The sequence below is a fragment of the Arenibacter algicola genome (assembly GCF_018860365.1).
Taxonomy (GTDB): domain Bacteria; phylum Bacteroidota; class Bacteroidia; order Flavobacteriales; family Flavobacteriaceae; genus Arenibacter; species Arenibacter algicola_B.
Genome location: NZ_JAHKPO010000003.1, coordinates 1,118,775 through 1,145,080, shown reverse-complemented (window position 1 = coordinate 1,145,080; position 26,306 = coordinate 1,118,775). Strand labels below are relative to the sequence as shown.

Annotated in this window: 25 protein-coding genes; 17 read left to right on the top strand and 8 right to left on the bottom strand. The window is 38.4% G+C overall.

The genetic code is table 11. The features are described from left to right. Positions 1-51: 51 nt before the first annotated feature. The 3 genes from KO529_RS06335 to KO529_RS06325 all read left to right on the top strand — a co-directional run bounded on the left by KO529_RS06335 (position 52) and on the right by KO529_RS06325 (position 3,980). Positions 52-696 carry a GDSL-type esterase/lipase family protein gene (locus KO529_RS06335; RefSeq protein WP_215947047.1) on the top strand — a complete coding sequence of 215 codons (645 nt, stop codon included), beginning with the start codon at positions 52-54 and terminating at the stop codon, positions 694-696. A gap of 46 nt (positions 697-742) precedes the next feature. Then, positions 743-2,362: a family 20 glycosylhydrolase gene (locus KO529_RS06330; protein WP_215947046.1), complete on the top strand. Its 1,620-nt coding sequence runs from the start codon at positions 743-745 to the stop codon at positions 2,360-2,362. A gap of 112 nt (positions 2,363-2,474) precedes the next feature. Beyond that, positions 2,475-3,980 carry a S10 family peptidase gene (locus KO529_RS06325; RefSeq protein ID WP_215947045.1) on the top strand — a complete coding sequence of 502 codons (1,506 nt, stop codon included), beginning with the start codon at positions 2,475-2,477 and terminating at the stop codon, positions 3,978-3,980. A gap of 78 nt (positions 3,981-4,058) precedes the next feature. Here KO529_RS06325 and KO529_RS06320 read toward each other — a convergent pair whose 3' ends face one another. The 4 genes from KO529_RS06320 to ruvX form a co-directional block, all read right to left on the bottom strand. Then, a complete protein-coding gene (locus KO529_RS06320; protein ID WP_252734314.1) occupies positions 4,059-6,638 on the bottom strand; it encodes a prolyl oligopeptidase family serine peptidase in 2,580 nt (859 codons plus the stop codon). A gap of 213 nt (positions 6,639-6,851) precedes the next feature. After that, positions 6,852-7,280 carry a DUF5606 family protein gene (locus tag KO529_RS06315; protein ID WP_215947044.1) on the bottom strand — a complete coding sequence of 143 codons (429 nt, stop codon included), beginning with the start codon at positions 7,278-7,280 and terminating at the stop codon, positions 6,852-6,854. Between the two features lie 57 nt (positions 7,281-7,337). Further along, positions 7,338-7,928 (bottom strand): peptide deformylase, encoded by a 591-nt coding sequence (def, locus tag KO529_RS06310; protein WP_215947043.1) that lies wholly within the window; start codon positions 7,926-7,928, stop codon positions 7,338-7,340. 1 nt (position 7,929) lies between these two features. Next, positions 7,930-8,343 (bottom strand): Holliday junction resolvase RuvX, encoded by a 414-nt coding sequence (ruvX, locus tag KO529_RS06305; RefSeq protein ID WP_215947042.1) that lies wholly within the window; start codon positions 8,341-8,343, stop codon positions 7,930-7,932. Between the two features lie 102 nt (positions 8,344-8,445). On the opposite strand from ruvX, the gene KO529_RS06300 reads away from it, so the two are divergent. Genes KO529_RS06300 through KO529_RS06290 form a run of 3 tightly spaced genes read left to right on the top strand, consistent with a single transcriptional unit; the run spans position 8,446 to position 10,250 of the window. Further along, positions 8,446-9,261, top strand: a complete 816-nt coding sequence (locus KO529_RS06300; RefSeq protein WP_215947041.1) for a 2,3,4,5-tetrahydropyridine-2,6-dicarboxylate N-succinyltransferase — start codon at positions 8,446-8,448, stop codon at positions 9,259-9,261. Positions 9,262-9,271: 10 nt separating this feature from the next. After that, positions 9,272-9,652 (top strand): hypothetical protein, encoded by a 381-nt coding sequence (locus KO529_RS06295; protein WP_215947040.1) that lies wholly within the window; start codon positions 9,272-9,274, stop codon positions 9,650-9,652. Positions 9,653-9,665: 13 nt separating this feature from the next. Continuing rightward, positions 9,666-10,250 (top strand): LicD family protein, encoded by a 585-nt coding sequence (locus tag KO529_RS06290; RefSeq protein ID WP_215947039.1) that lies wholly within the window; start codon positions 9,666-9,668, stop codon positions 10,248-10,250. Here the strand turns inward: KO529_RS06290 and KO529_RS06285 are convergent. Beyond that, positions 10,247-10,885, bottom strand: coding sequence for an adenylyltransferase/cytidyltransferase family protein (locus tag KO529_RS06285; RefSeq protein ID WP_215947038.1), 639 nt, complete (start codon positions 10,883-10,885; stop codon positions 10,247-10,249). The genes KO529_RS06290 and KO529_RS06285 overlap by 4 nt on opposite strands. 391 nt (positions 10,886-11,276) lie before the next feature. Between KO529_RS06285 and KO529_RS06280 the strand changes: the two genes are divergently transcribed. From KO529_RS06280 to KO529_RS06245, 8 genes are all read left to right on the top strand, one after another. After that, positions 11,277-12,071 carry a glycosyltransferase family 2 protein gene (locus tag KO529_RS06280; RefSeq protein WP_215947037.1) on the top strand — a complete coding sequence of 265 codons (795 nt, stop codon included), beginning with the start codon at positions 11,277-11,279 and terminating at the stop codon, positions 12,069-12,071. 319 nt (positions 12,072-12,390) lie between these two features. Further along, positions 12,391-13,077, top strand: a complete 687-nt coding sequence (locus KO529_RS06275; RefSeq protein ID WP_215947036.1) for an NTP transferase domain-containing protein — start codon at positions 12,391-12,393, stop codon at positions 13,075-13,077. After that, entirely contained in the window at positions 13,074-14,897 is a 1,824-nt protein-coding gene (locus KO529_RS23650) for a CDP-glycerol glycerophosphotransferase family protein (protein WP_215947035.1), read from the top strand. Before KO529_RS06275 ends, KO529_RS23650 begins: the two co-directional genes overlap by 4 nt. Positions 14,898-14,903: 6 nt before the next feature. After that, positions 14,904-15,473 (top strand): L-threonylcarbamoyladenylate synthase, encoded by a 570-nt coding sequence (locus KO529_RS06265; protein WP_215947034.1) that lies wholly within the window; start codon positions 14,904-14,906, stop codon positions 15,471-15,473. A 2-nt stretch (positions 15,474-15,475) separates the two neighbouring features. Beyond that, positions 15,476-16,900 carry a CCA tRNA nucleotidyltransferase gene (locus KO529_RS06260; protein WP_215947033.1) on the top strand — a complete coding sequence of 475 codons (1,425 nt, stop codon included), beginning with the start codon at positions 15,476-15,478 and terminating at the stop codon, positions 16,898-16,900. A 264-nt stretch (positions 16,901-17,164) separates the two neighbouring features. Further along, complete coding sequence (locus KO529_RS06255) at positions 17,165-18,199, top strand: COX15/CtaA family protein (RefSeq protein ID WP_215947032.1); 1,035 nt, start codon at positions 17,165-17,167, stop codon at positions 18,197-18,199. 26 nt (positions 18,200-18,225) lie between these two features. After that, a complete protein-coding gene (locus KO529_RS06250) occupies positions 18,226-18,723 on the top strand; it encodes a plasmid pRiA4b ORF-3 family protein (protein WP_215947031.1) in 498 nt (165 codons plus the stop codon). Between the two features lie 126 nt (positions 18,724-18,849). Continuing rightward, positions 18,850-19,908, top strand: coding sequence for a nucleoid-associated protein (locus KO529_RS06245; RefSeq protein ID WP_215947030.1), 1,059 nt, complete (start codon positions 18,850-18,852; stop codon positions 19,906-19,908). Between the two features lie 141 nt (positions 19,909-20,049). Here KO529_RS06245 and KO529_RS06240 read toward each other — a convergent pair whose 3' ends face one another. After that, positions 20,050-21,129, bottom strand: coding sequence for a hypothetical protein (locus KO529_RS06240; RefSeq protein WP_215947029.1), 1,080 nt, complete (start codon positions 21,127-21,129; stop codon positions 20,050-20,052). A gap of 77 nt (positions 21,130-21,206) precedes the next feature. Here KO529_RS06240 and KO529_RS06235 point away from each other — a divergent pair, with 77 nt between their 5' ends. The 3 genes from KO529_RS06235 (at position 21,207) to uvrB (ending at position 25,169) form a co-directional block, all read left to right on the top strand. Further along, a complete protein-coding gene (locus tag KO529_RS06235; RefSeq protein ID WP_215947028.1) occupies positions 21,207-22,106 on the top strand; it encodes an ABC transporter ATP-binding protein in 900 nt (299 codons plus the stop codon). Between the two features lie 30 nt (positions 22,107-22,136). Beyond that, on the top strand, positions 22,137-22,970 hold the full coding sequence (locus KO529_RS06230) for an ABC transporter permease (RefSeq protein ID WP_215947027.1): 834 nt from the start codon (positions 22,137-22,139) through the stop codon (positions 22,968-22,970). 210 nt (positions 22,971-23,180) lie between these two features. After that, positions 23,181-25,169: an excinuclease ABC subunit UvrB gene (uvrB, locus tag KO529_RS06225; protein WP_215947026.1), complete on the top strand. Its 1,989-nt coding sequence runs from the start codon at positions 23,181-23,183 to the stop codon at positions 25,167-25,169. Between the two features lie 142 nt (positions 25,170-25,311). Here uvrB and KO529_RS06220 read toward each other — a convergent pair whose 3' ends face one another. Continuing rightward, positions 25,312-25,737: an Hsp20/alpha crystallin family protein gene (locus tag KO529_RS06220; protein WP_215947025.1), complete on the bottom strand. Its 426-nt coding sequence runs from the start codon at positions 25,735-25,737 to the stop codon at positions 25,312-25,314. Between the two features lie 125 nt (positions 25,738-25,862). Continuing rightward, positions 25,863-26,264 carry a TerB family tellurite resistance protein gene (locus tag KO529_RS06215; RefSeq protein WP_215947024.1) on the bottom strand — a complete coding sequence of 134 codons (402 nt, stop codon included), beginning with the start codon at positions 26,262-26,264 and terminating at the stop codon, positions 25,863-25,865. Positions 26,265-26,306 lie beyond the last annotated feature (42 nt).

Genomic DNA, 26,306 nt, shown 5'->3' with positions numbered 1-26,306 from the left:
TATTTGTCAAGAACAATAAATATTTTAATTTAAACCTTTAATTTAAATGCATTGAAAAAACTCACTTATTTATTCCTTTCTTTGGCGTTCCTTGGTTATGGCCAAAAAACCCCGGCCTTTCAAAATGAGGTAAAGGCCATTCAGAAAAAATATGAATCCCACTGGGATTCCTCCAAAGAAACCATAGTATTTACCGGTAGTTCCAGCATTAGAATGTGGAAAAACTTGGAATCCATGTTTCCTGACCACCAAATAATCAACTCGGGCTTTGGCGGATCCCAATCTTCCGATCTCTTCCGGTATTACAACGAGCTCATATTACAATATAATCCCAAGAAGGTTTTTATCTACGAAGGCGATAATGATATTGCTGCCAAGAAAAAGACCAAAGATATTATAGATACCACCCGTGAAATCATAAATAAGATTAGGGAAAGAAATAATGCAACCCAGGTGGTGATCATAGCAGCAAAACCAAGTTTGGCAAGGTGGAACCTAAAAAGAAAATACATGAGATTGAACAGGGCGTTCGAAAAGCTATGTGAAGAGGACAGTACCTTGCAGTTCGCCAATGTATGGGATGTGATGATGGATGGAAAACAAGTGAAACAGGATATCTTTATAGGTGACGGACTTCATATGAACAGTAAGGGGTACGACCTGTGGTTTTCTGTCATCAAACCTTATATGAATTGATCCTAAGGACAGGAACAACCAAATAATACTAATACAATCTCTCTAAATGAAAAAATCAATTCTATTTAAATCGCTAGTAGTACTGATAGTTTTTACTGCCTTTGTAGCCTGTCAACAGGAAAAAAAGAAAGTAATCAACTTTCCAATGACAGATCTGACTGCGGAAAATTTAATTCCCAAACCCCTTAGGATAATCCCCACCAATAGTGCCTTTGGGTTGGATAAAAACACTATTATCTATACATCTCAAAATGCTGCAGGTTTTCCTGAGGTTGGCGAGTTCTTATCGGAAAAAATAAAATGGCAGACCAATTTGGACTTGGCGGTAAATTCTTCAACCAATACCACCTCCCAGCGGATTATTTTTATTAATCAGTCCGATAGCACTGAATTTTCATCCAAGGAAGGTTACGACCTGTACATAACCCAAGATTCTATAATCCTTAATGCAAAAACGGCCGAAGGTGCCTTTAGGGGAATACAGACCATAAGGCAAATTATTCCAGAGACCAGTAATGACACCCTTTCTGAAAATAAAATGTGGTTGATTCCCACTGGTAAGATCATAGACAATCCGAATTTTGAATATAGGGGGTCTATGTTGGATGTGGCTCGACATTTCTTTGGGGTGGAGGATGTAAAAAAGTATATCGACATATTGGCCTATTATAAAATTAACGCCTTGCATTTGCACCTTGCAGATGACCAAGGCTGGAGGATAGAAATTAAATCATGGCCCAAGCTTACCGAAATAGGTGGAAGTTCTGAAGTGGGTGGCGGTCCAGGTGGCTTTTACACCCAAGAGGAATATAAGGACATTGTAGCCTATGCCGCTAAACATTTTATAACCATAATTCCTGAAATAGATATGCCTGGGCATACGAATGCAGCATCGGTTTCCTATCCCATTCTAAATGGAAACGGAAAAACGCCCAAAATTTATACGGGTACCGAAGTTGGGTTTAGCACCTTTGACACACGTAAGGATACTGTTTATGCATTTATAGATGATGTCGTAAGGGAAATATCGGCCATTACTCCCGGTCCGTATTTTCATGCCGGCGGCGATGAAAGTCATGTTACCAAGAAGAAGGATTTTATCCATTTTGTTTCCAAAGTGGACAAAATTGTAAAGAAATACGGAAAAAAAATGATAGGATGGGATGAAATTGTGCATGCTGACATTGATACCTCTGCCATTGCACAGTTTTGGGCCAACGAAGAAAATGCTAAACTGGCTGTGAAAAAAGGATTGAAAATAATATTATCCCCAGGAAAAAAAGCCTATCTGGATATGCAATATGATACCCTTTCCAAATACGGACTTCATTGGGCAGGCTACATTCCCGTGGATACAGGCTATGTTTGGACACCAGAAAGATATGTCAAGGGAATCAATAAGGAAAATATTTTGGGAATTGAAGCACCTTTATGGTCAGAGACCGTTAGCAATATGGATGAAGTGGAATATTTGGCCTTTCCCAGGATGATCGGTTATTCCGAACTTAGTTGGAGTACCGAAGAAAACAGAAATTGGGAAAATTACAAAGTAAGGTTGGGCAATCAGGCTCCATATTTGGATAAAATGAATGTAAAATACTACCCTTCGGAACTCATAGACTGGAAAAAAAGCAAGTATACCTACAAAACTATTGATAAGGACTAATTATTCATTAAGCAATACTATCGGCTATAATCTATATATTTAATATATTGTAAGCCCCTAATTATCAGACTTTACCTGTTTGGCTATTTAACCCAATTTAAATACTGAACAAATGAAAGCCCTTATTCTAGTTATTACCCTGCTGTTGGGACAATTGTGCTATCCCAATAAGGAAAACGATTCTATACCCAAAGCCGAAGTAGCTACCACTATGCAAAGTGTTACCATTAATGGCAACACCATTTATTTAACGGCAAAAGCGGGAACTTTTGAGGTAAAGGACGAATCCAACAAGCCAATTGCATTAATGGGCTTTACTTACTACACAAGGGATTCCAAAAGAGGATTGTCAACACAAAGACGACCAATAGTTTTTGCCTTTAACGGAGGACCCGGATCTTCCTCTTTTTGGTTGCACATGGGTATTTTGGGGCCAAAAAGAATTGTAGTGGACGACCCGAAATCAACACCGGCGGCACCCTACAAAATTGTCAACAACAACTACTCTATTCTGGATATAGCCGATCTGGTAATGATAGATCCCGTAGGTACCGGTCTAAGCATACCTATAGGAAAGGCCAAGTTTAAGGACTTTTGGGGGGTAGACCAGGATATCCGCAGCCTTTCTTTGTTCATTACCCAGTTTCTGATACACAATGACCGCATGAACAGTCCCAAATTCTTATTGGGAGAAAGTTACGGGACCTTTAGGAATGCAGGCTTAATGAACACCCTATTGAACCAAGGAATTGCCATGAACGGCGTTATAATGGTATCTGCGGTATTTGACCTTCGGACCCTACTATTCCCGCCAAATGACGACTTACCGTATATAGTTCATTTTCCTACCTATGCGGCAACAGCATGGTATCATAATAAAATAACGGATAAACCAGAAAATGTATACGAATTCCTTGAGACAGTTAGATCCTTTACCGAAAACGAGTACACTCCTGCCCTCTTTAAAGGAGATCAACTTTCTGAAAATGAAAAAAGTAATATTGCATCAAAGCTTGCCTATTACACTGGCACAGACACCAACTATTGGCTAAAGGCCGATCTTAGGGTAACAGCATCAGAATTTTTTGCGGAATTCTTAAGGGACAAAGGTGAAATAGTTGGCCGACTGGATTCCCGCTTTACCGGAATCAATGAAGATCTCCTTGCCCAGGAAGGAAGTCATGATCCACAAAGCCTGGCCATTTCCCCTGCCTACATTAGCGGGTTTCTGGATTATTTTTACGGTGACCTAAAAGTAAATAAAAACTTGTTATACTCCCTCACCGCAGGCAGAAGGGACGGCTTTAAATGGGATTGGTCCCACAAAGGGAATGAAAGATGGGGTGCTACAGCAGCAATCAACACCGGTATTGACATGGCCACGGCATTATCTAGAGATCCAAACATGAAGGTCTTGATCTTGAATGGCATCTATGACCTTGCCACTGTTTTTTATGGAGTAGAACACAGCATCAATCATTTGGGCCTTAAAAAGGAGATCAAGGATAATATTATTATGGAATATTATGAGGCCGGACATATGATGTACACTCACAAACCTTCCATGGAAAAATTCAAGAAAGACGTCTCCCAGTTTATTCTAAACGCATCAAAATAAAAGGCAAAAGGTCGTCCAAATAATAAGCCCATTAGATTCTAAATTGACTGTGGTTTTATTCATTTGGACGGCCATATCCTATTTCCATTCAAAATCACCATTTTCAATGGACCAATCATTACCAAAAAATCCAGCACATTTTACTGCAGAAGTTCCTTGAGCCAATACAGTTTCATCAAAAAGCATCAAATCCGGAAAAGTAGTTCCGTTCACCAAATAATGGTTGGCATAGGCGGCTTTCATTCCCAGAAGCCCCGTAGCAGTTACCACCCCAACACTGGCCACATCGCTATCCGCTCTCGGAACTATAAAATACATGCCCCAATTGTTGCCGCTGATACTTCTACTGCCAAAATTTAATTTATTATTGAATACTTGGACGGGGCTATCTTTTAATAATTTATCCCAGGCAGCATTATTGTTTTTATTACCGTAAACAACAACATTTTGGTTGGGATAATCTCTTAAGGAAAAGTCGGTATCCGCAACCAATTCTATATTGCCATTGGCCTTATACCAGAAAGTATCCGCATCAAACCTCGCTTTATTGTAATACCAATCATTCTCAGCTTGTGACCCTTTGGTGGCATAAACAAATACCACGTTGTTTCTAAAGGCATCCTTAAAGCCACCATTCCTATGAGGGCCTTTTTCCTCCAAGGACGATTTGGCCACAATTTTCCATACCCCGTCCATTTCCTTAAAAAAGGTATTGTCCTTTGATGGAATAGCAATCTCCTTTCCATTAAGCTCAATGTTATTAATATCCCCGGGCAATTGTGTAAAATCTATTTCCAACAAAGACACATTTTTGGTCTGTACTTTAAAAATGGTATCCCATGAAAAATCAAAGGAACTAACCTCAAATGGTATTTGTTGCTGATGGATACCAATAAAATGCGAGGATGCAGAAACTCCTGGAGACCCCGTACTGAACTCCAATTTTTTAATATCCTTGGCCTCAGGAATAGTACGTTGTTTAAATAGGTTAAAAATTGGTTCCCAATCTACACTATGGTCCCCATACCAATGCGTGCCACCTGGATATTCGTAATAGGTGAAATCTGGATGAAACTGCCCCAACCGCTCTCTCATGTCACGGGCAATAGAAGTAGGAACCACATTGTCCTTTTCGCCGTGCAACACATATACCCCATGATGTAGATAATTTCGAATCAATTTTAAGGTTCTGCTAGGTGTTCCCGCTCTTTCTACAATGTTTTCGACCGCAGTAGGGACATACTCCGCCGTCATACGTTCGAACATTTTAGGAGTAATACCATAGTTTGCCCTCTGTTCCTCACTCATTTCCAGAAGCCTCTCAGACCTACTTCCACGGTACAACAACAAATCTGGATATCCGGCACATGGTGCAATTGCTGCAAAACGATCGGGATAGGTAGCACCTAAATACCATGTTCCATGACCACCCATGGAATGTCCGGTTAGGTAAATCTTGCTATTGTCCGGTTTAAAAAGTCTTTTGCTGTCCGCCAACACTTCCAAGGCATCCAATCTTCCCCAATCTTCCCATGCAAACCCGTACGGTCTCCTATTTGTCGGAGCAACAAGATTTCCCCAATCTTTTTGTTTATAGGCATTTGCCTGATTAACCGCCTCAACTGAAGCACCATGTACCGAAAGGAAAAGTGCGGCACCCTCGGTATACCCATTTTTGTCCGGTGCTACGCTATAATACTGTACACTTTCATCTATATCGCTTATAAAAGTTCTCTTATGATGTTTATTTTTCGATTTCACATTTAAAGATAAGGTTTCGGTAGAAACCTGCTGACCGTTACTATGTATCAACCCTAGGTCAACATTCACCTTTGCCATAGAGGTATCCAAGGTGGAGGAGGGAATGGAAAAAGGAATTTTATAGACCGTAAAAGGTGGGATATCGCTTATTTTTGTGGTAAGCTCCTTTCCGTTGACCTTGGCCACAATAGCGTATTTTCTGACCCACTTATCTGAAGCATTTATAACCCTTATAGCAGCCTTATATTCCATGTTCTCTTCCAATAAAAGATCGGGAACCGTTACATCTCGGGTAGTAAATTGAACCTCGGCTTTAGGCTCCAATAAGCGCGCACGAATCCTTGGAAAACGGCCTACCTTTAAAACAAAAATATTATTCCCTTTTTTTAATTTCAATGGGATAAGGTTCCAACCAAAATCATAATGGTCACCTTCATAAGGATAACCGTTGATGGAAACCAAAGAATGGCCGGAAGCTTCGAACAAAACCGTTTTTTTCGATCCTGATTTATAGGTAAGATATACATATCCCGACCTAAGTTCCCTCCCTGAAAAACTATTGGTACTATCAACCTTTATGGCATTCCATTTTAATTCCCTTCCAAAGAAATCGATATCAAAAACTTCACCTTCCCTGACCTGGGTACCGGGTTCCATTATAAACTTATCAAAAACTGGATCTACTGGAAAGGATGAAGATTCAAATCCGAAACTTGAAATGGTCAAGGCCAGTGCTTTGTTAAACACATGAATCACTTTTCCTTCATGAATATCCTCCACCTTTTCCTTGCCAAAATATTCCACTATATTCCCCGTACGTTGTTGCCCTATAAGAACAAAAGGGAGGACCAGTAGCATTACGAAAATAGCAGCACTTTTCTTATTAAATTTAGCCATGATAAAACTGAGTAAGGAATTAAAATATTAATTTCCATAATTAGCAGCCCGCTGCCCAACAATTTAGACCAATAACAGAAGCCCGAAGCTAAATGAATAATTATTTTATCCTAGCAGCGATTACCACACCAATTTATTAGTGGAAGAAACCAAAGTATGGGACAAAAAAAAACCTTCGCAAACGAAGGTTCTAATATTGTAAATACATAAAATCTATTCTGTTTCCTTGGAAGCCTCTTCTTTTTCCTCCTCGTCCGCAAACTCTGTAATACCGTGTTCATGTAATAAATTATACCATTGAATTATCTTTTTAATATCACTGGCATAAACCCTATCTTCATCATAATTGGGAAGCACTTCAAACAAATATTCCTCCAATTTTATCTTGTCCTCTTTGTGGCTCACCGCTGTTTTTCCACCATCTTCCTTTTCCTTGATCTTTTCAAACACCACTTTTAACGGCACTTCCTCTTCCAAAGTATAGATTGCAATCTCAGACAAGACACTTACATTGTTCTTAAAACTTACGGTAACTTTTTTGCCATCCAACAAGGATTCGGCCACAAAACCTGAACGCGTTTGCGTCAATAATTTAAAAAGTCCCGGCTTACCTGCAATCGATAATATTTTATTTAAACCCATCTGTTATTTTAGTTTCAGCGGCAAATATGCTACTTTTTGTTTATAATAGAAATAGTTTTAACGTGCTTTTTTAATGTTGGGAAAGCGCATTCTATATTCTACCTTTACCTTCCCCTTGGAAATATTGGTCAACCTCCCCTTTAAAAGGCGTTTTTTTAAGGACGATAATTTATCGGTAAACAAAATTCCCTCTATATGGTCATATTCATGTTGAATTACCCTGGCCAAAAGACCATCATAGGTTTCCTTATTGGATTTAAAATTCTCATCCATATAGGATATAGTGATGGTATCTTTTCTGGAAACGTCTTCCCGAACATCGGGAATACTAAGACACCCTTCATTAAATGCCCATTCCGTGCCAGTTTCCTCCTCTATACGTGCATTGATAAAAACTTTCCTAAACCCTTTTAATGCGTTTTGCTCTTCTTCCGTAAGCTCTTCGTCATCCGCAAATGGCGTGGTATCCACAAGGAACAGCCTAATGGGCAGCCCAATTTGGGGTGCGGCCAAACCAACTCCACTGGCATTATACATAGTGTCCCACATATTGGCCACCAATTCTTCAAATCTTGGAAAATCCTTGTCTATATCATCCGCTACTTTTCTAAGTACCGGGTCTCCATAAGCAACTATAGGTAATATCATACTACTGTTTTCTATTTAAATACGCCTGAAGGATTATAGTGGCGCTAATTTCATCGACTAAGGCCTTATCCCTTCTTTGTTTTTTATTAAGGCCACTATCTATCATGGTCTGAAATGCCATTTTAGAAGTAAAACGCTCATCTTGGCGCTCTACAGGTATCTTTGGAAAAACACCTTCCAAAGTTCTCAAAAAAGGTTTGATCAATTCCTCGGATTCGGATGGAAGGTTGTTCATTTGCTTTGGTTCACCGATCACAAATTTTTCTACCTTCTCCTCCTGAACATACTTCCTTAGAAAATTCAAAAGTTCTTTTGTATCAACGGTAGTTAGGCCAGAAGCTATTATTTGCAACTCGTCCGTAACGGCAATTCCCGTTCGAACCTTTCCATAATCCAATGCTACAATCCTTCCCACACAAATTTTTTGCAAAAATAAGGGATAAATTGTTATATGTGCAAAAACAAAAGGTTAATTACCTACTAGCCCTTATATTTGCTAAAATTTGAACTATTAAAGATGAAAGAACTAAGAAAAACAATAGAAACAGCCTGGGAAAATAGAGACCTACTTAAAGAAATTCCAACTCAAACCGCAATAAGGGAAGTCATTGATCTTTTGGATAACGGTAAATTGCGCTGTGCAGAACCTACCACAGATGGATGGCAAATAAATGAATGGGTTAAAAAGGCTGTGGTACTATATTTTCCGATACAAAAAATGGAAACCTTGGAAGCCGGTATCTTTGAATATCACGATAAAATGCCCCTAAAAAGAGGCTATGCCGAAAAAGGAATACGCGTTGTTCCCAATGCGGTTGCCAGACATGGAGCTTATATTTCCGCAGGTACTATTTTAATGCCAAGTTATGTAAATATTGGTGCCTACGTTGACGAAGGGACAATGGTAGATACCTGGGCCACCGTTGGTAGTTGTGCCCAAATTGGCAAAAATGTCCATCTTAGTGGTGGTGTTGGAATCGGTGGGGTGTTGGAACCATTACAAGCCGCTCCGGTTATAATAGAGGACAATGCCTTTATTGGATCTAGATGTATTGTTGTTGAAGGCGTACGCGTTGAAAAAGAGGCTGTTTTGGGAGCAAATGTGGTGCTTACCGGCTCAACTAAAATTATAGATGTTACTGGCGACAAACCTATAGAGCGTAAAGGATTGGTACCTGCAAGATCGGTAGTTATACCAGGAAGTTATACCAAAAAATTCCCAGCTGGCGATTATCAGGTTCCCTGTGCCTTGATCATTGGTACCCGAAAGGAGAGTACCAACAAAAAAACTTCCCTAAATGATGCCCTAAGGGAATACGACGTAGCGGTTTAAAAGCTAAAAAATGAAAACTATTCTTGTAGATGCTTGGAACACCTTTGTTACTGAAAAGGGAACGGATTACGATCTAAAAAAATTATTGGACACTTTTCCCAATCCCAAAATCATCCTAACAAATGCCAGTAAACAAGAATGTATTACCTATGGAATTGTAAATATGCCTTATGAGGTCTTTAGTTTGGAACATAATCCCAACAAGACCAATAAGGCATATTACCTAAAAATGTTGAGCCGTTTTAATTTAAAACCTACTGAGGTTGTTTATTTTGAACATAATGCAGAAGCCGTAAATTCTGCCTCCTCCGTTGGTATAAAAACCTTTCCTTACAAAATGGAAGACGGTCTGGATGGACTCGGTATTTTCCTGAAAAATAATTTGGATTAAACATTCGTGCATCATGGCGTATAACATAACCCTCGAAGGAAAAAATAAAGTTATAGCCGAAAGAATGCTCAAAAATGTGGCGACCATATTTGACCATTGTAATATTGATTATTGGATAGAAGGAGGCACTTTACTGGGTATTAGAAGGGAGAACCGACTGTTGCCTTGGGATAACGACATTGATGTTTCTATGAATCACGACCAATTGGAAAAGTTGGACGATTTTTATTCCGAATTGAAGAAAGCGGGATATAGAGTAAGAACGAGACACTTTGATAGCACCAATGAGTTTTTCGCGAAGGATGCCATTAGAATGATAAAAATAAGGGAAAAACGATTTTTTGGATTGATCAAAGGGGCCGTTTGCCTGGATGTTTTTATAAAATATCAACATGGGGAGAACAGTTATTGGGAAATTGACAACAAAACTAAATTTGTACCCAGCAAGTTCTACCAAACTTTTGGAAATATTGAATTTAAAGGTTTTGTGTACAAAATTCCTGCACTAACTGATGAGTATCTTACCTATAGGTATGGAGATTGGCAAACCCCGGTGAAAGATTGGAACACCTCCAAGGACGATAATGCGATAGCCTAAGACTCTACAGCCTGCAATTGCAATGTTTCTTTTAAAATAGTACTGCTAACATTGGCAGTATAGGCAACATACTCTACAGGGCAAGTCGTTTTTGGGAATCTACCTTTCCAATCGTCTCCAACGGAAATGGCATCTATATTATATTCGTCCACAATACGCTGCTTATTTTTATCTACCTGAGGAATAACCTCATCAACATAACTAATAGCCTTTACCAATTTTATTCTTTCTTCGAATGGTATTACAGGTAGCCTGCCTTTTTCCTTTAATATTAGTTCATCTGTGGAAACACCCACGATCAAATGGTCGCACATGCCTTTAGACTTTTTCAGAATGTTGAGATGCCCGTAATGAAATATATCAAAACAACCCGAAGTATACATTTTTTTATACTTTTTGGCACTTTTACTACGTTTCACTTTTATACCAAGAGTACTTCCTTTTTTTAGTTTAATGACATGATCTTTATTATCGTAAAAAACACTGATGTTTTTAACGATCTCCAACATCTCTATCAAAGCACCCTCAAATTCAGACTTGCAGCTTATAGACAATTTTACGTTTTCATCCGGATAGCTGTTAAAATTCCAATTTGGATATTTTGAAGATAAAAGATACAGATAAGCCTCAGTCATATGTAAATAATCCTATTGTGAGTATATAATGTGTAAAGGTAGTAAACGGTAACAGACAAAATTTATTATAACCCAATTATTACATATCGCCTTAACCAGCCCCCTTATTTATGAGGTTATCTTAAAAATAGCCTTAATAAATTATTGACCCCACTAGACCCATTCAGCCATTTATTTTCCCAAACCCTTCTTGAAAAGCCATATAACCTCAAGAAATATACAATCTTAATCAACCTTTTGTGGTACCTTCTTGCATAAACTACTTGTAATTTGATATACTATTATTGTTTTTTAATTGTTATGTATTACGTAACATCAATATAGATTTTAGTGATTTCGACGCAACTATTTCTATTAATACTATCTAATAAGCGGTAAAAATCTCGATTGCATGCTAGATCAAAAAGAAAAAATATCGGCCCTAATAATCACTTATAATGAAATGGGATATATTGAGAAATGTATCGATTCCATAGCGTTTACAGATGAAATTATAGTGGTGGATTCGTATAGCACGGATGGCACATTCGAGTATCTAAACAATCACCCTAAGGTTAAGGTTATCCAGCACGAGTTTGAAAATTATACGGCCCAAAAATCCTTTGCCCTAAAACAGGCTTCACATGATTGGGTCCTATTCTTGGATGCGGATGAAGTGGTTACCGACAAATTAAGGAAAGAGATCATTTGTAAGGCAAAGAAGGAGTCTGAACATTGTGCTTACTGGTTTTACAGAAAATTCATGTTCCAAAATAGACCTCTACGCTTTAGTGGATGGCAAACCGATAAAAACTACCGGCTTTTCAGAAAAAGTAAAGCTCAATTTGCCAAAGAGAAAATAGTTCATGAAACCCTTATAGTCGATGGCACCTCTGGGATTTTACAGCAAAAATTAGTGCACTTTTGCTATAAGAACTATGAGGATTATAAATTCAAAATGCTAAAATACGGGCGACTAAAGGCCAAGGAAGCCCATAAAAAAGAAAAGAAGTTCAATTACCTTCTTTTAATATTCAAGCCATTTTGGAAATTTTTTAACCACTATATAATTAGATTGGGAATACTTGATGGCAAAAAAGGGATTACCATTTGCTATTTGAATGCCTTGGGCGATTTTGAAAGGTACAAGGAACTACAGCGTTTGGGTAAGAAAGAAAAAATGGCTTATTATTTGGTCAAATCATAATTGTATTTGATTTTCCTCCTTTTAATCTTTCCCTAGGTCCACATTCACATTACTCACTAGTATACATTACCTGTTAAGGCCTTAGTTCCATATTAAATGTTTGGATTATCGAAATCATGATAGTACCTAAATCTATCATTCTTGCAAAGAATAGGTACCAAGTATTAAAGCTAATGAAGACTTCCTGCTCTTCCTCCTAAAAAATTATAAACCATTATTTACATATCTTTGCCCGCTCCCTTAACTTTGCATTAGGTTAGGAAAAAAAATATAGGACCTGTCCAGTTCTGGGCTGGTCACTAAATAAATTACAAAACACATGAAAATTGTCATTTTAGCAGCGGGTATTGGATCAAGACTTGGAAACCCATTTCCTAAACCTCTAACACCTTTAAAAAATGGAAAATGTATCATGGAGATGCAGGTCAACAATTTGGAAGAAACCTTCGACATAGACGACATTAACGTTGTGGTTGGTTTTAAAAAAGATCTAATAATGGAACGCTTTCCGGAACTCACCTATATATACAACCCATTTTTTGATCAGACCAATACCTCCAAAAGCCTTTTAAAAGCCCTAAGAAAAAACAGGGACAAATCCGTGCTTTGGCTTAATGGCGATGTAGTTTTTGACGTAAAACTCCTATCCGTCCTAATACCCTATATTAATAAAAATCAATCATTTGTAGCCGTAAACACCAGCAAAGTAGCAGATGAAGAGGTTAAGTACACATTAAAGGATAATTTTATTGATAAATTGTCCAAGACGGTGAAAAATGGACTTGGTGAAGCTGTAGGCATTAATTTCATTGCTGCCAAGGACATAAAAAGTTTTATTACCAGACTTGAGGAATGTGATGACAATGATTATTTTGAAAGAGGTCTGGAGCTGGCCATAGAAAAAGACGACCTTAAAATTAGTGCCGTGGACATTTCCGATTACAATTGTATGGAAGTTGATTTTAAGGAAGATTTGGAAAATGCCAATACCCTATTTCGAAAATGAAAGTAATTTTATTTTGCCAAAACGCATATGCCTTTGGCATCCTTGCCCCCATTCGTGATGTACTTCAGGAACAGGGACACGACTTTCTTTGGTATATTTCTGGGAAACTTCTGGACAATTTTCCGTATAAAAATGAAAATTATACGGTTAGCACTTTAGATTTACAACTCTATAAAAGTGATGCCATTTTCGTGCCCGGTAATGAAGTACCTTATTATATCAGGGGTCTAAAAGTCCAAGTTTTTCATGGACTTGCTGGTGAAAAAAAAGGACATTTCAGGATACGGCACTACTTTGATCTTTATCTTACCCAAGGCCCGTATTTCACGGATAAATTCAATGAGTTAAAAAAACGACACAAAAATTTCGATGTCATTGAGACAGGCTGGCCAAAATTGGATGTTTACAGCACGGAAAAAAACAAATACGATTTTGAAAAGAAGGCCATATTGCAACAATTTAACACGGATAAAATTGTGCTCTATGCCCCTACCTTCTCCCCTAGCCTTACCTCTGCCCCATATCTATTAAAGGAAATAAGAAACCTTGCCGAGACCACTGGATATGTGATCCTCATAAAGTTCCATGACCTTATGGACCAAAAATGGATCAAGGAATACAAAAGAATGTCCAATGAAATACACAATGTACTTTTCAAAGAGGACAAAAACATTATAAAATCACTTATACAGGCAGATATATTGGTTAGCGACACCTCATCTGTAATTTATGAATTCATTCTCTTGAACAAACCGGTAATATCCTACAAGAATATTGCCGAGAAGGTGTTGTGGGACAATTCAAAATCTTACACTGGTCTAACAGAGAAAGTTTTGGATAATTTTCACTTGGACCCCCACGCTGCTGAAAGAGCATACATAAACATGCAATTTCACCCTTATCAGGATGGAAAGTCGGCACTTCGAATGGTAGAGGCGGTCAAAGAATATATAGAAATCCATGGAGTACCTGTAGAAAGGAAACTATCCTTAGCAAGAAGGTTTAAAATTAATTCCATGTTTGGAAAACCAATAAAGAACCCCTTTGTTGGTAAAAAAACAAATAAAATTTCTGCCATTCTCATTACCTATAACGAGGATATCCATATCAATGCTGTTTTGGAAAATGTAAAGTTCGCCGACGAGATTATCGTTGTGGATTCCTTTAGTACGGATGGCACCATTGAAAAAATAAAGGAGCATCCTGAGGTAAAATTGATCCAGCGGCCATTTGTAAACTATACAGACCAAAAATCCTATGCCTTGGAGCAGGCAACCAATGATTGGGTACTTTTCCTGGATGCAGATGAACGGGTTCCGGATCAACTTAGAAATGAAATCTTGGAAACCGTTAATTCCTCCAAACCAACTGCAGATGCCTATTACTTTTACCGAACATTTATGTTCAAAAATAAGGTTTTACGCTTTAGTGGCTGGCAAAGGGATAAAAATTACCGTCTCTTCAAAAAAAGTAAAGTACACTTTACTCAGGATAGGATAGTACACGAAACATTGGTAGTGGACGGACAGTCTGAAGTGCTCAAAAACAGGCTTGTTCATTACTCTTACAAGAATTATGAAGACTACAAGGGTAAAATGATAAAGTATGGACAAATGAAGGCGGTAGAGGAACTTAAAAAGGATTACGACCCCAACTTTTACCACTTTGTATTCCGCCCATTTTACAAATTTTTCAATCATTATATTCTAAGATTTGGAATACTGGACGGAAAAAAGGGGGCAATCATATGCTATCTCAACGCATTGGGAGTATATTCCCGATACAAGGAATTAAAAAGATTAAGAAATTTAAGATCATAAACAATTATGAAAGATTTGCTTTCCGAGGTAAACCAATGCTATGATATCCTTACTAAAGGAGGTCTAATATTGTACCCTACGGATACCGTTTGGGGTATTGGCTGTGATGCCACAAATGCGGCTGCCGTAGAAAAAATCTACACCCTAAAGCAAAGATCCAATTCCAAGACTATGATCTGTTTGGTGGCCAACGATTTTATGCTGGAACAGCATGTTGAAAAAGTACCGGAGCTGGCCTATGATATTATAGATCTTGCTACCAAACCAACCACCATTGTATATGAATCCCCAAAAGGGGTGGCCGCAAATTTAATCGCCAATGACAACACTTTGGCTATTAGGGTAGCTACTGATCAATTTTGCCAATACCTGATAAAGAAATTTAAAAAACCAATCGTATCCACCTCTGCAAATATAGCAGGACAACCGACCCCCAATTCTTTCAAAGAAATATCCGATGAGATTTTAAAAGGTGTGGACTATATAGTAAATTTGGACCGCGATAAAATTAACAGTACCCCATCTTCCATTATTATGCTCGGTAATGATGGTACCGTAAAAGTGATCCGAGAGTAAGAATGACGAATAGACAGCACGAAGAGGCCCTAAACAATCCAGTATTTTCTACCATTTCCGATGCAGCCAAAGAACTTTCATTAGATTCTTACGTAATTGGAGGCTTTGTAAGGGACTATTTGTTACAAAGGGGGACCCCAAAAGACATAGACATTGTTGCTATTGGCAGCGGAATAGAATTGGCCAAATTGGTCGCCAAGAAATTACCGGGGAGTTCAGAGGTTAGTATCTTTAAAAATTTTGGAACCGCAATGATCAAATTTCAAGACATTGAAATTGAATTTGTAGGAGCAAGAAAAGAAAGTTACCATAGGGACAGTAGAAAACCTGTTGTTGAAAATGGGAGTTTGGAAGATGACCAAAAAAGGCGGGATTTCACCATAAATGCCTTGGCCATTTCACTTAATCCTAAGGACTACGGACAACTTCTAGACCCCTTTGACGGCATTGGGGATTTAAACAGACAATTGATCAGAACCCCTTTAGACCCTGATATTACTTATTCCGATGATCCTTTGCGAATGATGCGAGCCATAAGGTTTGCAACACAGTTGAACTTTATTATTCATCCTGAATCATTACAGGCCATTGTGGACAACAAGGAAAGAATTAAAATTATTTCCAATGAGCGCATCGTGGACGAATTACATAAAATTTTGGCCAGTAGCAAACCCTCGATCGGATTCTCCTTGCTGCACGAAACAGGACTTTTACCCTTTATAATGCCGGAACTGGTTGCCCTGGAGGGCATTGAAGAAATAGAAGGACAAAGGCACAAGGACAATTTTTGGCATACTCTGGAAGTAGTTGACAACATTTCCAAAAATACGGATAATGTATGGCTGCGTTGGGCCGCCCTATTGCATGATATTGGCAAGGCCCCTACCAAAAAATTCGATAAAAAAATTGGGTGGACGTTCCATGCACACGAATTTGTAGGATCCAAAATGGTCTACAAACTATTTAAGCGACTTAGGCTTCCTTTGAACGAAAAAATGAAATTCGTACAAAAAATGGTACTTATGAGCTCTAGGCCCATTGTCCTTTCCGAGGATTTTGTAACCGACTCGGCCGTTCGAAGGCTCATTTTTGATTCGGGTGAACATGTAGAAGATTTAATGACCCTATGTGAGGCGGATATTACTACCAAGAATCCTAAAAAACAAAAAAGGTATAGGAACAATTTTAAAATTGTCCGTCAAAAAATTGAAGAGGTCGAAGAAAGGGACCATATAAGAAATTTTCAACCGCCAATTAGTGGGGAAGAAATCATGAAAACTTTCAACCTAAAACCATCCAAGGAAATAGGCATGATCAAAGAAGCCATTAAGGAAGCTATTCTGGAAGGTGATATTCCCAACGAATACAATGCCGCCTACACCCTAATGTTACAAAAAGGAAAGGAAATGGGGCTCAAATTGGAATAAACCTACTCTGCTTTTGGTACGATAACAAGAATCCTATTCCCCTAAGTATACGGATATAAACGTCAGGACAAGTCCTAGATTCCCCAACCAAGGGTCGGGGTATTCCACTAGAGATCCCGAAAATAATGAGGGGTTCGTTCTAGCATTGTAAATTAATGCCCCTGCAGCTTTTGGAATACGGGTCCTACTAATAAATTCCCCTTAACCTTAGCCCTTTTTTTAAGAAAAGAATGGTAATTTTGCAGGACTCTTTCAAACATCCAAATGCAAAAAAATTTTACAAAAATCGCCAAGATCAGTCTAGTTTTGGTCTACTTGGTAATTGTGGCCGGTGCAGTGGTAAGAATGACGGGTAGCGGCATGGGATGCCCGGATTGGCCCAAATGTTTCGGTTATTATATTCCCCCTACGGATATTGCGGAATTACAATGGCAACCGGAAAGGGAATTCAAAAAAGGCCAGGTCATTATTGTAGACGAAGCCCTATGGGTAGCCAAGGAAAGTTTTAGTACCTCCTCTACATATAATGCCAATAATTGGGCACCTTACACAAAGCATGACTACGCTATTTTTAATCCCTTCCATACATGGACCGAGTTTATTAACAGGCTATTCGGTGCCCTCGCCGGGCTGGGAACCTTAATAATGGCCATAGCTTCTTTTACTTACTGGAAAAAACAGAAATCCATCACTATACTTTCTTGGGTCGTAGTATTCGCCATGGGTATCCAAGCATGGCTTGGTGCCACGGTAGTGTATTCCGTTTTAGCTCCGGCCAAAATAACCATCCATATGGTCATGGCCCTGTTCATAGTAGCTCTTATCCTATACTTGATTCATGCCACCAACAATAAGATTAAGTCTTTACAACCAGATAAAATAACAAGAAACCTAATAATCTTTGTTCTTTTCACCACCTTGGTACAAGTAGTATTGGGGACCCAAGTAAGACAGTTTGTAGATGTGCAAACCGACCTTTATGGTGAAGACGCCCCTAACTTATGGCTGAATAGTGCAACCATATCATTTTACATCCACCGTTCCTTTTCCATAATCGTAGTCCTTTTGAACTTGGCCCTAGCCATTAGAATCTATAAATTAAACCTAGGTTATTCTAAAATAAACTGGGTATTGGCGCTTTTACTTCTAGAGGTTATTTCCGGAATGGCCATGTACTATCTGGATTTTCCTTTTGCTTCCCAGCCATTACATCTTGTGCTTGCATCAGTTTTATTCGGTTTTCAATTCTATTTGGTATTGGAAGCTATAAATGCTTTTAAAACCATGAAAACTTTGTAACTTTGCCACCACAAAAAAAGGACCTGATGATTTACAAAATAAGGATTATTCTAGATGCAGAGGAAGATATTTTTAGGGATATTGAAATAGAGGAAAGCAATTCTATGGAAGACCTTCACAATGCCATTACCCAGGCTTTTGGCTTTTTGGGAAATGAAATGGCCTCTTTTTATACCTGTGACGAAGAGTGGAGACAAGATGAGGAAATTGCCTTATTTGACATGAGTGAAAATGGCTCCGATGTTCGTTTAATGAATGAGATTCTGTTAGAGGACATTCTTACGGAACATTCTCCAAAGCTAATCTACGTATATGACTTTTTAAGTATGTGGACCTTCTTCGTTGAATTGGCCGACATTGTGGAAAAAGAAGACGCAAAGACCTATCCAAATACTCTTTTCAGTTTTGGTGAATTGCCCGACTCACCACCTGAAAAAAAGTTTGAAGCGGATGAAAGTGAATTCGATTTTGACAATACCCTTGACAATTACGAAGATTTGGATTTTGATGAAAACTGGAACTGATAATTCCTGTAGCTGTAGATTAATGCTGTAGCACATTAGGATCGACTAATTACAAAAAGTGATCCAAAAAAAAAGCCTCAAAAGGGCTTTAAGCACAAAATAACCCTTAAATATTTTCCATTATCCATGATCAACTTATACCCTACCCAAATTGAAACTATTTCCATACACCGTGTGGGAAACAAAAATAAGAGTGAAGGTATCTTTCTCTCTGAGGAACCATTTTCACTTAACGACGAAACTACCGGACTGTTAAAGGAATATTTCTTTAAACCTTTTAGGGAAAAGGAGGAAAATTACTATTATTTTTCCCATGAATCCGACGTTGAATTTAATGAAGTCTACAAAATTGTTTCCGATATTTTTGAGGAGCCCAGTAGCCTCCATGCCAATTCAAAAAGAATAGCGACCCAATTATTCGACCAGTCGAACCATCCTCATATCAAAAGCGGTGAAGTTTATGTTGCCTATCTTACAGATCTAATGTTGGATAATGTAAAAGTGAATGCCGTGGGTATATTCAAAAGCGAACTCAAACACGATTTCCTGCAATTTCAGGAAAAAGGAAATAGCTTGGATATTTTGGTGCAACAGGGGATCAACATTAATAAATTGGACAAGGGCTGCCTTATTTTCAATACCGATAAGGAAGAAGGCTATAAAGTACTTTCAGTTGACAGCAATCGCTACGATACCAAATACTGGTTGGAAAATTTTCTAGGGGTGGATGCCTTGTCCGATGACAATTTTAAGACAAAAAACTACTTGAAATTCTGCCAGAACTTCGCCAAAGATGTGGTTTTACCTGCTGAGGACAAACAGCAAGAGGTGTTGTTCATGAACAGGGCGGTGAATCATTTTGCCAAAAATGACGCTTTTGAAGAGACCAATTTCTTGAACGAGGTTATGGAAAATCCGGAATTGATACCTGAATTTAAGCACTACAAAGTAGAAAAAGGTCCTAAATACAGTATCGAGGATGTCTCTACTTTCGACATTGCCAACAAGGCGGTTTCCGACGCCAGAAAAAAAATAAAAAACGTCATTAACCTGGACACTAATATCCAGATAAAGCTCGATTTTATAAATCCGGAATCAGCCCAAAAATTTGTAGAAAAAGGCTGGGACGAAGAGCGCCAAATGTACTACTACCTGGTCTACTTTAACAAGGAACAGAAAAGTTAGAAATATATACAAGCTACCCTGAAACATAGATTAAAAAAGTACCTAGGGTTATAAAACAAACAAGGCCGAAGTTATATGCTTCGGCCTTGTTTATTTTAATATTGTTATAGGGTTTACGCCAGAATATCGAATATGACAACCTTATAAATTGATCCTGTTCTCTATAATCTGTTTCATACTAACATCCTCATAATTTCTTTTCACAAAATCCAACGCAAGCGCCAACACTTCCCCCATGGTCTTACATTTTTTAAAGTCGATATCACCTGTAAGATCATAAATATGCTGTGAAAGGGCCGCAATATTATCGTCATTGGATATATCATCTGTCTTGACTATGGAAATGAGTCGCTTAATACGGTTCCCAGAACTCAGAATTCTTTTTGCCACAATGGAGCGTTCCTCTATTTTATATTGATCAACAGAATTACGCTGCAACTTCTCCTTAACCAACATGACCATTTTATAATTTTCCTTAAAAAACTGGGGCCTGTACACTTTTAATTTTCCCTCATAACACTGTTGATCAAAATCTATTGCCCTTATTTTATATACCACGTGATCAAAATCGTGGGTAGGAACAATAACGTAGTTATAGGATCGCATATCCCCCAAAAGGCGGATCATACAACGTTCATTAAACTTGACAAATTCTTTGGCCAACTGCGATTTTTCCGATTCCGTACATTTCGGCAAAAAATCCTTGATAAACACATCTCCCGGAATACCGGCAATATGCTCCTCAATCAAAGTATCCCCATAGACTAAGAAGTTAAGGTTATAGGGCGATAACATATGCTCAAGTTCCAGTCCGTAAATTCTGGAGGCATCGGTTCTTTTTACATAGAAATAAGTGAAATTGTCATTCAGTATATTCCTTACCTTTATCCTAAAGGGCTTGGAGTTGCCAAAAGTACAATAGTCCACCGCATCTACATTTAAAAATGGAAATATGCTATCACTACCATCGGAATGCAAAATGGAATATACTTTCTTTAAACTAATATCGATTTCGACCCTATCGAACTCACTGTAATACACACGCACCCAAAGAGTGTCCTCCTCATTGGAGTCATAGACAACAATAGACCCAGAAAAACGCAACAGATCCTCATAAAAAATTGGAATTTCAATTTTTCTGCTATAGTGCTCCAAATAAGCATCCAATTTACTATTGACTGGAAATGCAGGCTTTTTCTTGGACATTAATCTTTCGGACATGGAAAAAACTTTAATTTGTAACAAAATAACGATTTCTTCGTCAAGTAAGTACAAAGAATCAAAAAATCTATCCCATTTTGGAAACTATACTGACCGTAAACCACCTTACCAAGAAATTTGGATATCTAACTGCGGTAAAAGACCTTTCCTTTAGTATTGAAAAAGGCAATGTTTATGGCATCTTAGGGCCAAATGGTAGCGGAAAATCGACCACCCTGGGAATTGTATTGAACGTAGTGAATAGAACAGCTGGTGATTTTTCATGGTTCGGGGGAACCATTTCCACCCACGCCGCCCTTAAAAAAGTAGGCGCCATTATTGAACGCCCCAATTTCTACCCCTATATGACGGCCATTCAAAATCTGAAATTGGTCTGCAAAATCAAAGAAGTTTCCCAAGATAAAATTGAAGAAAAATTGGAAATGGTCGGACTTCTGGAACGAAAAAACAGTAAGTTCAGCACCTACTCCTTGGGCATGAAACAGCGATTGGCCATTGCCTCGGCACTTCTCAACGATCCAGAAATATTAATTTTGGACGAACCTACCAATGGTTTGGATCCTCAGGGAATTCATCAAATAAGGGAGATCATAAAAAAAATTGCCTCACAGGGCACCACCATTCTACTGGCCTCACATTTATTGGACGAGGTAGAAAAAGTCTGTAGCCATGTGATTATCCTAAGAAAAGGCGAAATGCTCTATTCGGGCCCAGTTGACGAAATGTTGACCAGTTATGGTTTCTTTGAACTTAGGGCAATCGATGATGCGGCCCTGCTAACGTTCCTGAACAAACATGCCAGTTTTGGCCCTATTAAGCAGGAAAATGGTTTAATAACCGCAATTTTAAAAGAAGAAATGGAGGCGAGCACCCTAAATCAGGACTTATTTAACAATGGCATAGTGCTATCGCATTTGGTAAAACGCAAAGAAAGTCTTGAGGAACAATTCCTTAGCTTGACCAACCATAAGGATTAACCGCAATACTACCCTTAAACGCATAAAAATATGTTACGTTTATTACAGATAGAATTTATTAAATTATGGAACAATAATGCGAGTAAGGTCCTTATCATTTCCTATTTCGTCCTTATCCTCTGCATGGCATTGTTGGCCGCAATAAAATTTGATATTGGCCCCATTCAGTTCCATGTGGCCGAACAGGGTATTTTCAATTTTCCCTACATATGGCACTTGAATACCTGGATTGCAAGTGGCCTGAAGCTATTTTTTGCTATAGTCATTGTATCCATGATGGCAAACGAATACAGCAATAAGACCCTGAAACAAAATTTAATAGATGGCTTGAGCAAGAAGGAATTTATCGCCTCTAAATTCTTGACCGTTTTTGCATTTTCGGTAATTTCTACCCTTTTTGTTTTTACAGTTTCATTGGTTTTAGGGCTTTTTTATTCCGATTTCACGGAGATATCCATCATATTTTCGGATTTGGAATACTTATTGGCTTATTTCATTAAGTTGTTGGGTTTCTTCTCCTTTTGTCTTTTCCTTGGAATATTGGTTAAGCGATCGGCCTTTGCCCTGGGCTTTTTAATTATATGGTTTGCCATTGAAAATTTGGGTATCCGCTTTTTGGTATGGTGGCTTGCCGGCAAGGAAGCTTCGGCCAACGTTATGAAATTCCTCCCCTTAGAGTCTATGAGCAACCTTATCAAAGAGCCGGCTTCCAGATTTAAAGCAGTACAAAGCATGGTAGAACAAGTGGGGGAACAATTCAATAAGGACTATACCGTACATTTTTATGAAATTTTGATAGTGGGATGTTGGACTGCAATTTTCATTTACCTTTCATACGCCCTTTTGAAAAAACGGGATTTGTAAAGCTAATTTCCAAAAGCTTATACCCCTTGGCACCTGCAACATATACGATACACTGTAGAGTGCCAAAATGGTCATAAATAGTGGCCGAAGCACCGCAGTATTGCCCGCTATTTGTTAATTTTAGGTCATAAAACGAATATGATTTTTTTTATCATAGGTCCTAAAGTAAAAGATTAGACAAAATTATAGGAGTTCCTCAATGCATTGCACATGAAATTTAAAGTTGTTTCCGAATTTAAACCTACTGGTGATCAGCCCCAAGCTATTAAACAATTAAAAGAGGGCCTTGAGGCCGATGAACGCTACCAGACCCTTTTAGGGGTAACAGGGTCCGGAAAAACCTTTACCGTTGCCAATGTCATAGAGCAGGTTCAGCGACCAACTTTGGTATTGGCACATAATAAAACCCTTGCTGCACAATTATACTCGGAGTTTAAGCAGTTTTTTCCTGAGAACGCGGTAGAATATTTTGTATCCTATTACGATTACTATCAACCCGAAGCTTATATACCTTCAAGTGGCACCTATATAGAAAAGGACCTTTCCATTAATGAGGATATTGAAAAACTGCGGTTGAGCGCCACTTCTTCCCTATTATCGGGTAGACGGGACATTTTGGTTGTGGCATCGGTTTCTTGTTTATACGGTATTGGAAATCCAGTGGAATTTCAGAAAAATGTTATTGGGATAGAGAAAGACCAAGTTATTCCGAGGACCAAATTCCTTCATCAATTGGTACAAAGCCTGTACTCGAGAACGACAGCCGATTTTAGAAACGGAAATTTTAGGGTAAAGGGCGATGTAGTGGACGTTTTTCCGAGTTATGCCGACCATGCCTTCAGAATTCATTTTTTTGGGGATGAAATTGAGGAAATAGAGGCCTTTGATCCCTACAAGAATAAAATATTGGAAAAGTACCAACAGCTCAACATTTACCCTGCCAATATGTTCGTGACCTCACCGGATGTACTGCAGAATGCCATTCACCTTATTCAGGAGGATATGGTGCTGCAGGTAAATTATTTCAAGGAAATAGGGAAACACCTGGAAGCAAAACGCTTGGAAGAACGTACTAATTTTGATTTGGAGATGATACGGGAACTTGGATATTGCTCAGGAATCGAAAATTATTCCAGGTATTTGGACGGTAGGGAACCTGGAACCCGTCCATTCTGTTTGTTGGACTATTTCCCAAAAGATTATTTAATGGTTGTTGATGAGAGCCATGTTACCATTCCACAGGTACACGCCATGTATGGCGGCGATAGATCGAGAAAGGAAAATTTAGTGGAATATGGCTTTAGGCTGCCTGCAGCGATGGACAACAGACCGTTAAAATTTGAGGAATTTGAAGCGCTTCAAAATCAAGTTATTTATGTAAGCGCCACTCCTGCAGACTACGAATTGGAATTGAGCCAAGGCGTTTATGTAGAGCAGGTAATCAGGCCAACAGGGCTATTGGACCCTATAATTGAAGTCCGTCCCAGCTTGAACCAAATTGATGATCTCATCGAGGAAATCCAAGTGAGGGTGGAAAAGGATGAACGGACATTGGTCACTACTTTAACCAAACGAATGGCGGAAGAATTGGCCAAATATTTGACCAGGATAAATGTTCGCTGTCGCTATATACATAGTGATGTGGATACCTTGGAACGCGTTGAAATTATGCAGGATCTGCGCAAAGGTGTTTTTGACGTACTTATAGGGGTGAATTTATTAAGGGAAGGTCTGGATCTACCAGAAGTTTCCCTTGTGGCCATACTGGATGCTGACAAGGAGGGCTTTCTTAGAAGTGCAAGGTCACTCACCCAGACAGTGGGCCGTGCAGCCAGGAATCTAAATGGAAAAGCCATTATGTATGCGGATAAAATAACCAACAGCATGCAAAAAACAATAGATGAGACCAACTATAGACGCGAAAAACAAAGCACTTATAATCTTGAAAATAATATTACCCCCACCGCGCTTAACAAAAGTTTGGACAGTGTTTTAGCCAAAAATTCTGTTTCCACCTATCATTTTGAGAAAGAAGAAATGAAAGCTGCAGAGCCCGACCTATTGTATCTCACCAACGAACAAAAGGAAAAAATGATAAGGGATAAAAGAAAGGCTATGGAAAAAGCGGCCAAGGACTTGGATTTTATGCAAGCCGCTAAGTTAAGGGACGAAATTAAATCGCTTCAGGAACAGGAATAAAATACAAACCCGCTACATTTTATTAAGAATGGTTTCAGGGAGATTTAGCAAAACAAAAAAGCGCTTCGATTTCCCGAAGCGCTTTTCCAATCAACCAACCAATCTATAATGTATCCTACAGGATACACAACTACTTTTAAGCTTACGCTATTTCAATTAATCTTTTAGGCTTTGGTAATGCCTCTTCTTTTTTGGGAAGAACAAACTTTAGGATTCCATCTTCGTAGGTAGCGTTAATTTTATCCAAGGAAATTGTTTCCGGCAGACTAAACACTCTTTTAAAGGAAGAAAAAGTAAATTCCCTTCTGGTATATCCTTCATCCTCTTTGTTTTCCTCATTTTTTACTTCGGAGGAAATTGTTAGGATATCATTATCGATTTCAACATTGAAATCTTCTTTTTTCCTACCAGGTATTGCCAATTCCAATACATATTCACTTTCAGTTTCCTTTACATTGGCGGCCGGAACACTCTGCTTGAAGTTATCTACACCACCAAACCAATCTGGTCTTAAAATTTCATTCATTAATGATGGAAACATAACATTATTTCTTTTTACTAGACTCATGACTTTTATATTTTAAGTTATACTTTAAATTCTCATGAGCTAAAAGGCAAATGTTATACCGAATGTATTTCTATGTCATTATGTCGCTTATTTGGATTAAAAGCAAGCCATTATGTCATTTTTAATTAATTATTATAAGCTTTAAATATATTTATCAGCACGGCAGGAGGGACTACCTTGTCAGGATAATTGTGCATAATGGTAAGAACTTGCTCTATAGCCGCCTGGGGAAGTCCAAATCCGAGCCCTATATTATGAAGCTGTTCAATTTCAACCAGGCGCTGTTCCCGATCCACATTCATAAGCAGTACCAGGCGATGAAACTGAAGGATGCGCTCCGCCTCGGATTTAAGCAATACCTTCTCGACTTTCTTATGAAAAAGAGAATCGAAGGTTTCTTTATCGACCTCCAATTGTTTTGCCACACCTAGCAAAAAATCATACTCCGAATCCTTAATTTCATTATCTACTTTTGCGAATGAAATCATTTGGGCAAGAATACCCAACTTCTCCAAATACGTACTCATAAATTACAGTTTAACACTAAGTTACATTAAATAGCATTGATT

Coding starts and splice junctions, on each gene's coding strand:
- KO529_RS06290 (WP_215947039.1), top strand. CDS start 9,666: ATGGCGTATAACATAACCCTCGAAGGAAAAAATAAAGTTATAGCCGAA.
- KO529_RS06275 (WP_215947036.1), top strand. CDS start 12,391: ATGAAAATTGTCATTTTAGCAGCGGGTATTGGATCAAGACTTGGAAAC.
- KO529_RS06230 (WP_215947027.1), top strand. CDS start 22,137: ATGTTACGTTTATTACAGATAGAATTTATTAAATTATGGAACAATAAT.
- def (WP_215947043.1), bottom strand. CDS start 7,928: ATGATATTACCTATAGTTGCTTATGGAGACCCGGTACTTAGAAAAGTA.
- KO529_RS06220 (WP_215947025.1), bottom strand. CDS start 25,737: ATGAGTCTAGTAAAAAGAAATAATGTTATGTTTCCATCATTAATGAAT.
- KO529_RS06295 (WP_215947040.1), top strand. CDS start 9,272: ATGAAAACTATTCTTGTAGATGCTTGGAACACCTTTGTTACTGAAAAG.
- KO529_RS06255 (WP_215947032.1), top strand. CDS start 17,165: ATGCAAAAAAATTTTACAAAAATCGCCAAGATCAGTCTAGTTTTGGTC.
- KO529_RS06250 (WP_215947031.1), top strand. CDS start 18,226: ATGATTTACAAAATAAGGATTATTCTAGATGCAGAGGAAGATATTTTT.
- KO529_RS06320 (WP_252734314.1), bottom strand. CDS start 6,638: ATGGCTAAATTTAATAAGAAAAGTGCTGCTATTTTCGTAATGCTACTG.
- KO529_RS06325 (WP_215947045.1), top strand. CDS start 2,475: ATGAAAGCCCTTATTCTAGTTATTACCCTGCTGTTGGGACAATTGTGC.
- KO529_RS23650 (WP_215947035.1), top strand. CDS start 13,074: ATGAAAGTAATTTTATTTTGCCAAAACGCATATGCCTTTGGCATCCTT.
- KO529_RS06315 (WP_215947044.1), bottom strand. CDS start 7,280: ATGGGTTTAAATAAAATATTATCGATTGCAGGTAAGCCGGGACTTTTT.
- KO529_RS06245 (WP_215947030.1), top strand. CDS start 18,850: ATGATCAACTTATACCCTACCCAAATTGAAACTATTTCCATACACCGT.
- KO529_RS06260 (WP_215947033.1), top strand. CDS start 15,476: ATGACGAATAGACAGCACGAAGAGGCCCTAAACAATCCAGTATTTTCT.
- KO529_RS06280 (WP_215947037.1), top strand. CDS start 11,277: ATGCTAGATCAAAAAGAAAAAATATCGGCCCTAATAATCACTTATAAT.
- KO529_RS06300 (WP_215947041.1), top strand. CDS start 8,446: ATGAAAGAACTAAGAAAAACAATAGAAACAGCCTGGGAAAATAGAGAC.
- uvrB (WP_215947026.1), top strand. CDS start 23,181: ATGAAATTTAAAGTTGTTTCCGAATTTAAACCTACTGGTGATCAGCCC.
- KO529_RS06265 (WP_215947034.1), top strand. CDS start 14,904: ATGAAAGATTTGCTTTCCGAGGTAAACCAATGCTATGATATCCTTACT.
- KO529_RS06330 (WP_215947046.1), top strand. CDS start 743: ATGAAAAAATCAATTCTATTTAAATCGCTAGTAGTACTGATAGTTTTT.
- KO529_RS06285 (WP_215947038.1), bottom strand. CDS start 10,885: ATGACTGAGGCTTATCTGTATCTTTTATCTTCAAAATATCCAAATTGG.
- KO529_RS06240 (WP_215947029.1), bottom strand. CDS start 21,129: ATGTCCGAAAGATTAATGTCCAAGAAAAAGCCTGCATTTCCAGTCAAT.
- KO529_RS06215 (WP_215947024.1), bottom strand. CDS start 26,264: ATGAGTACGTATTTGGAGAAGTTGGGTATTCTTGCCCAAATGATTTCA.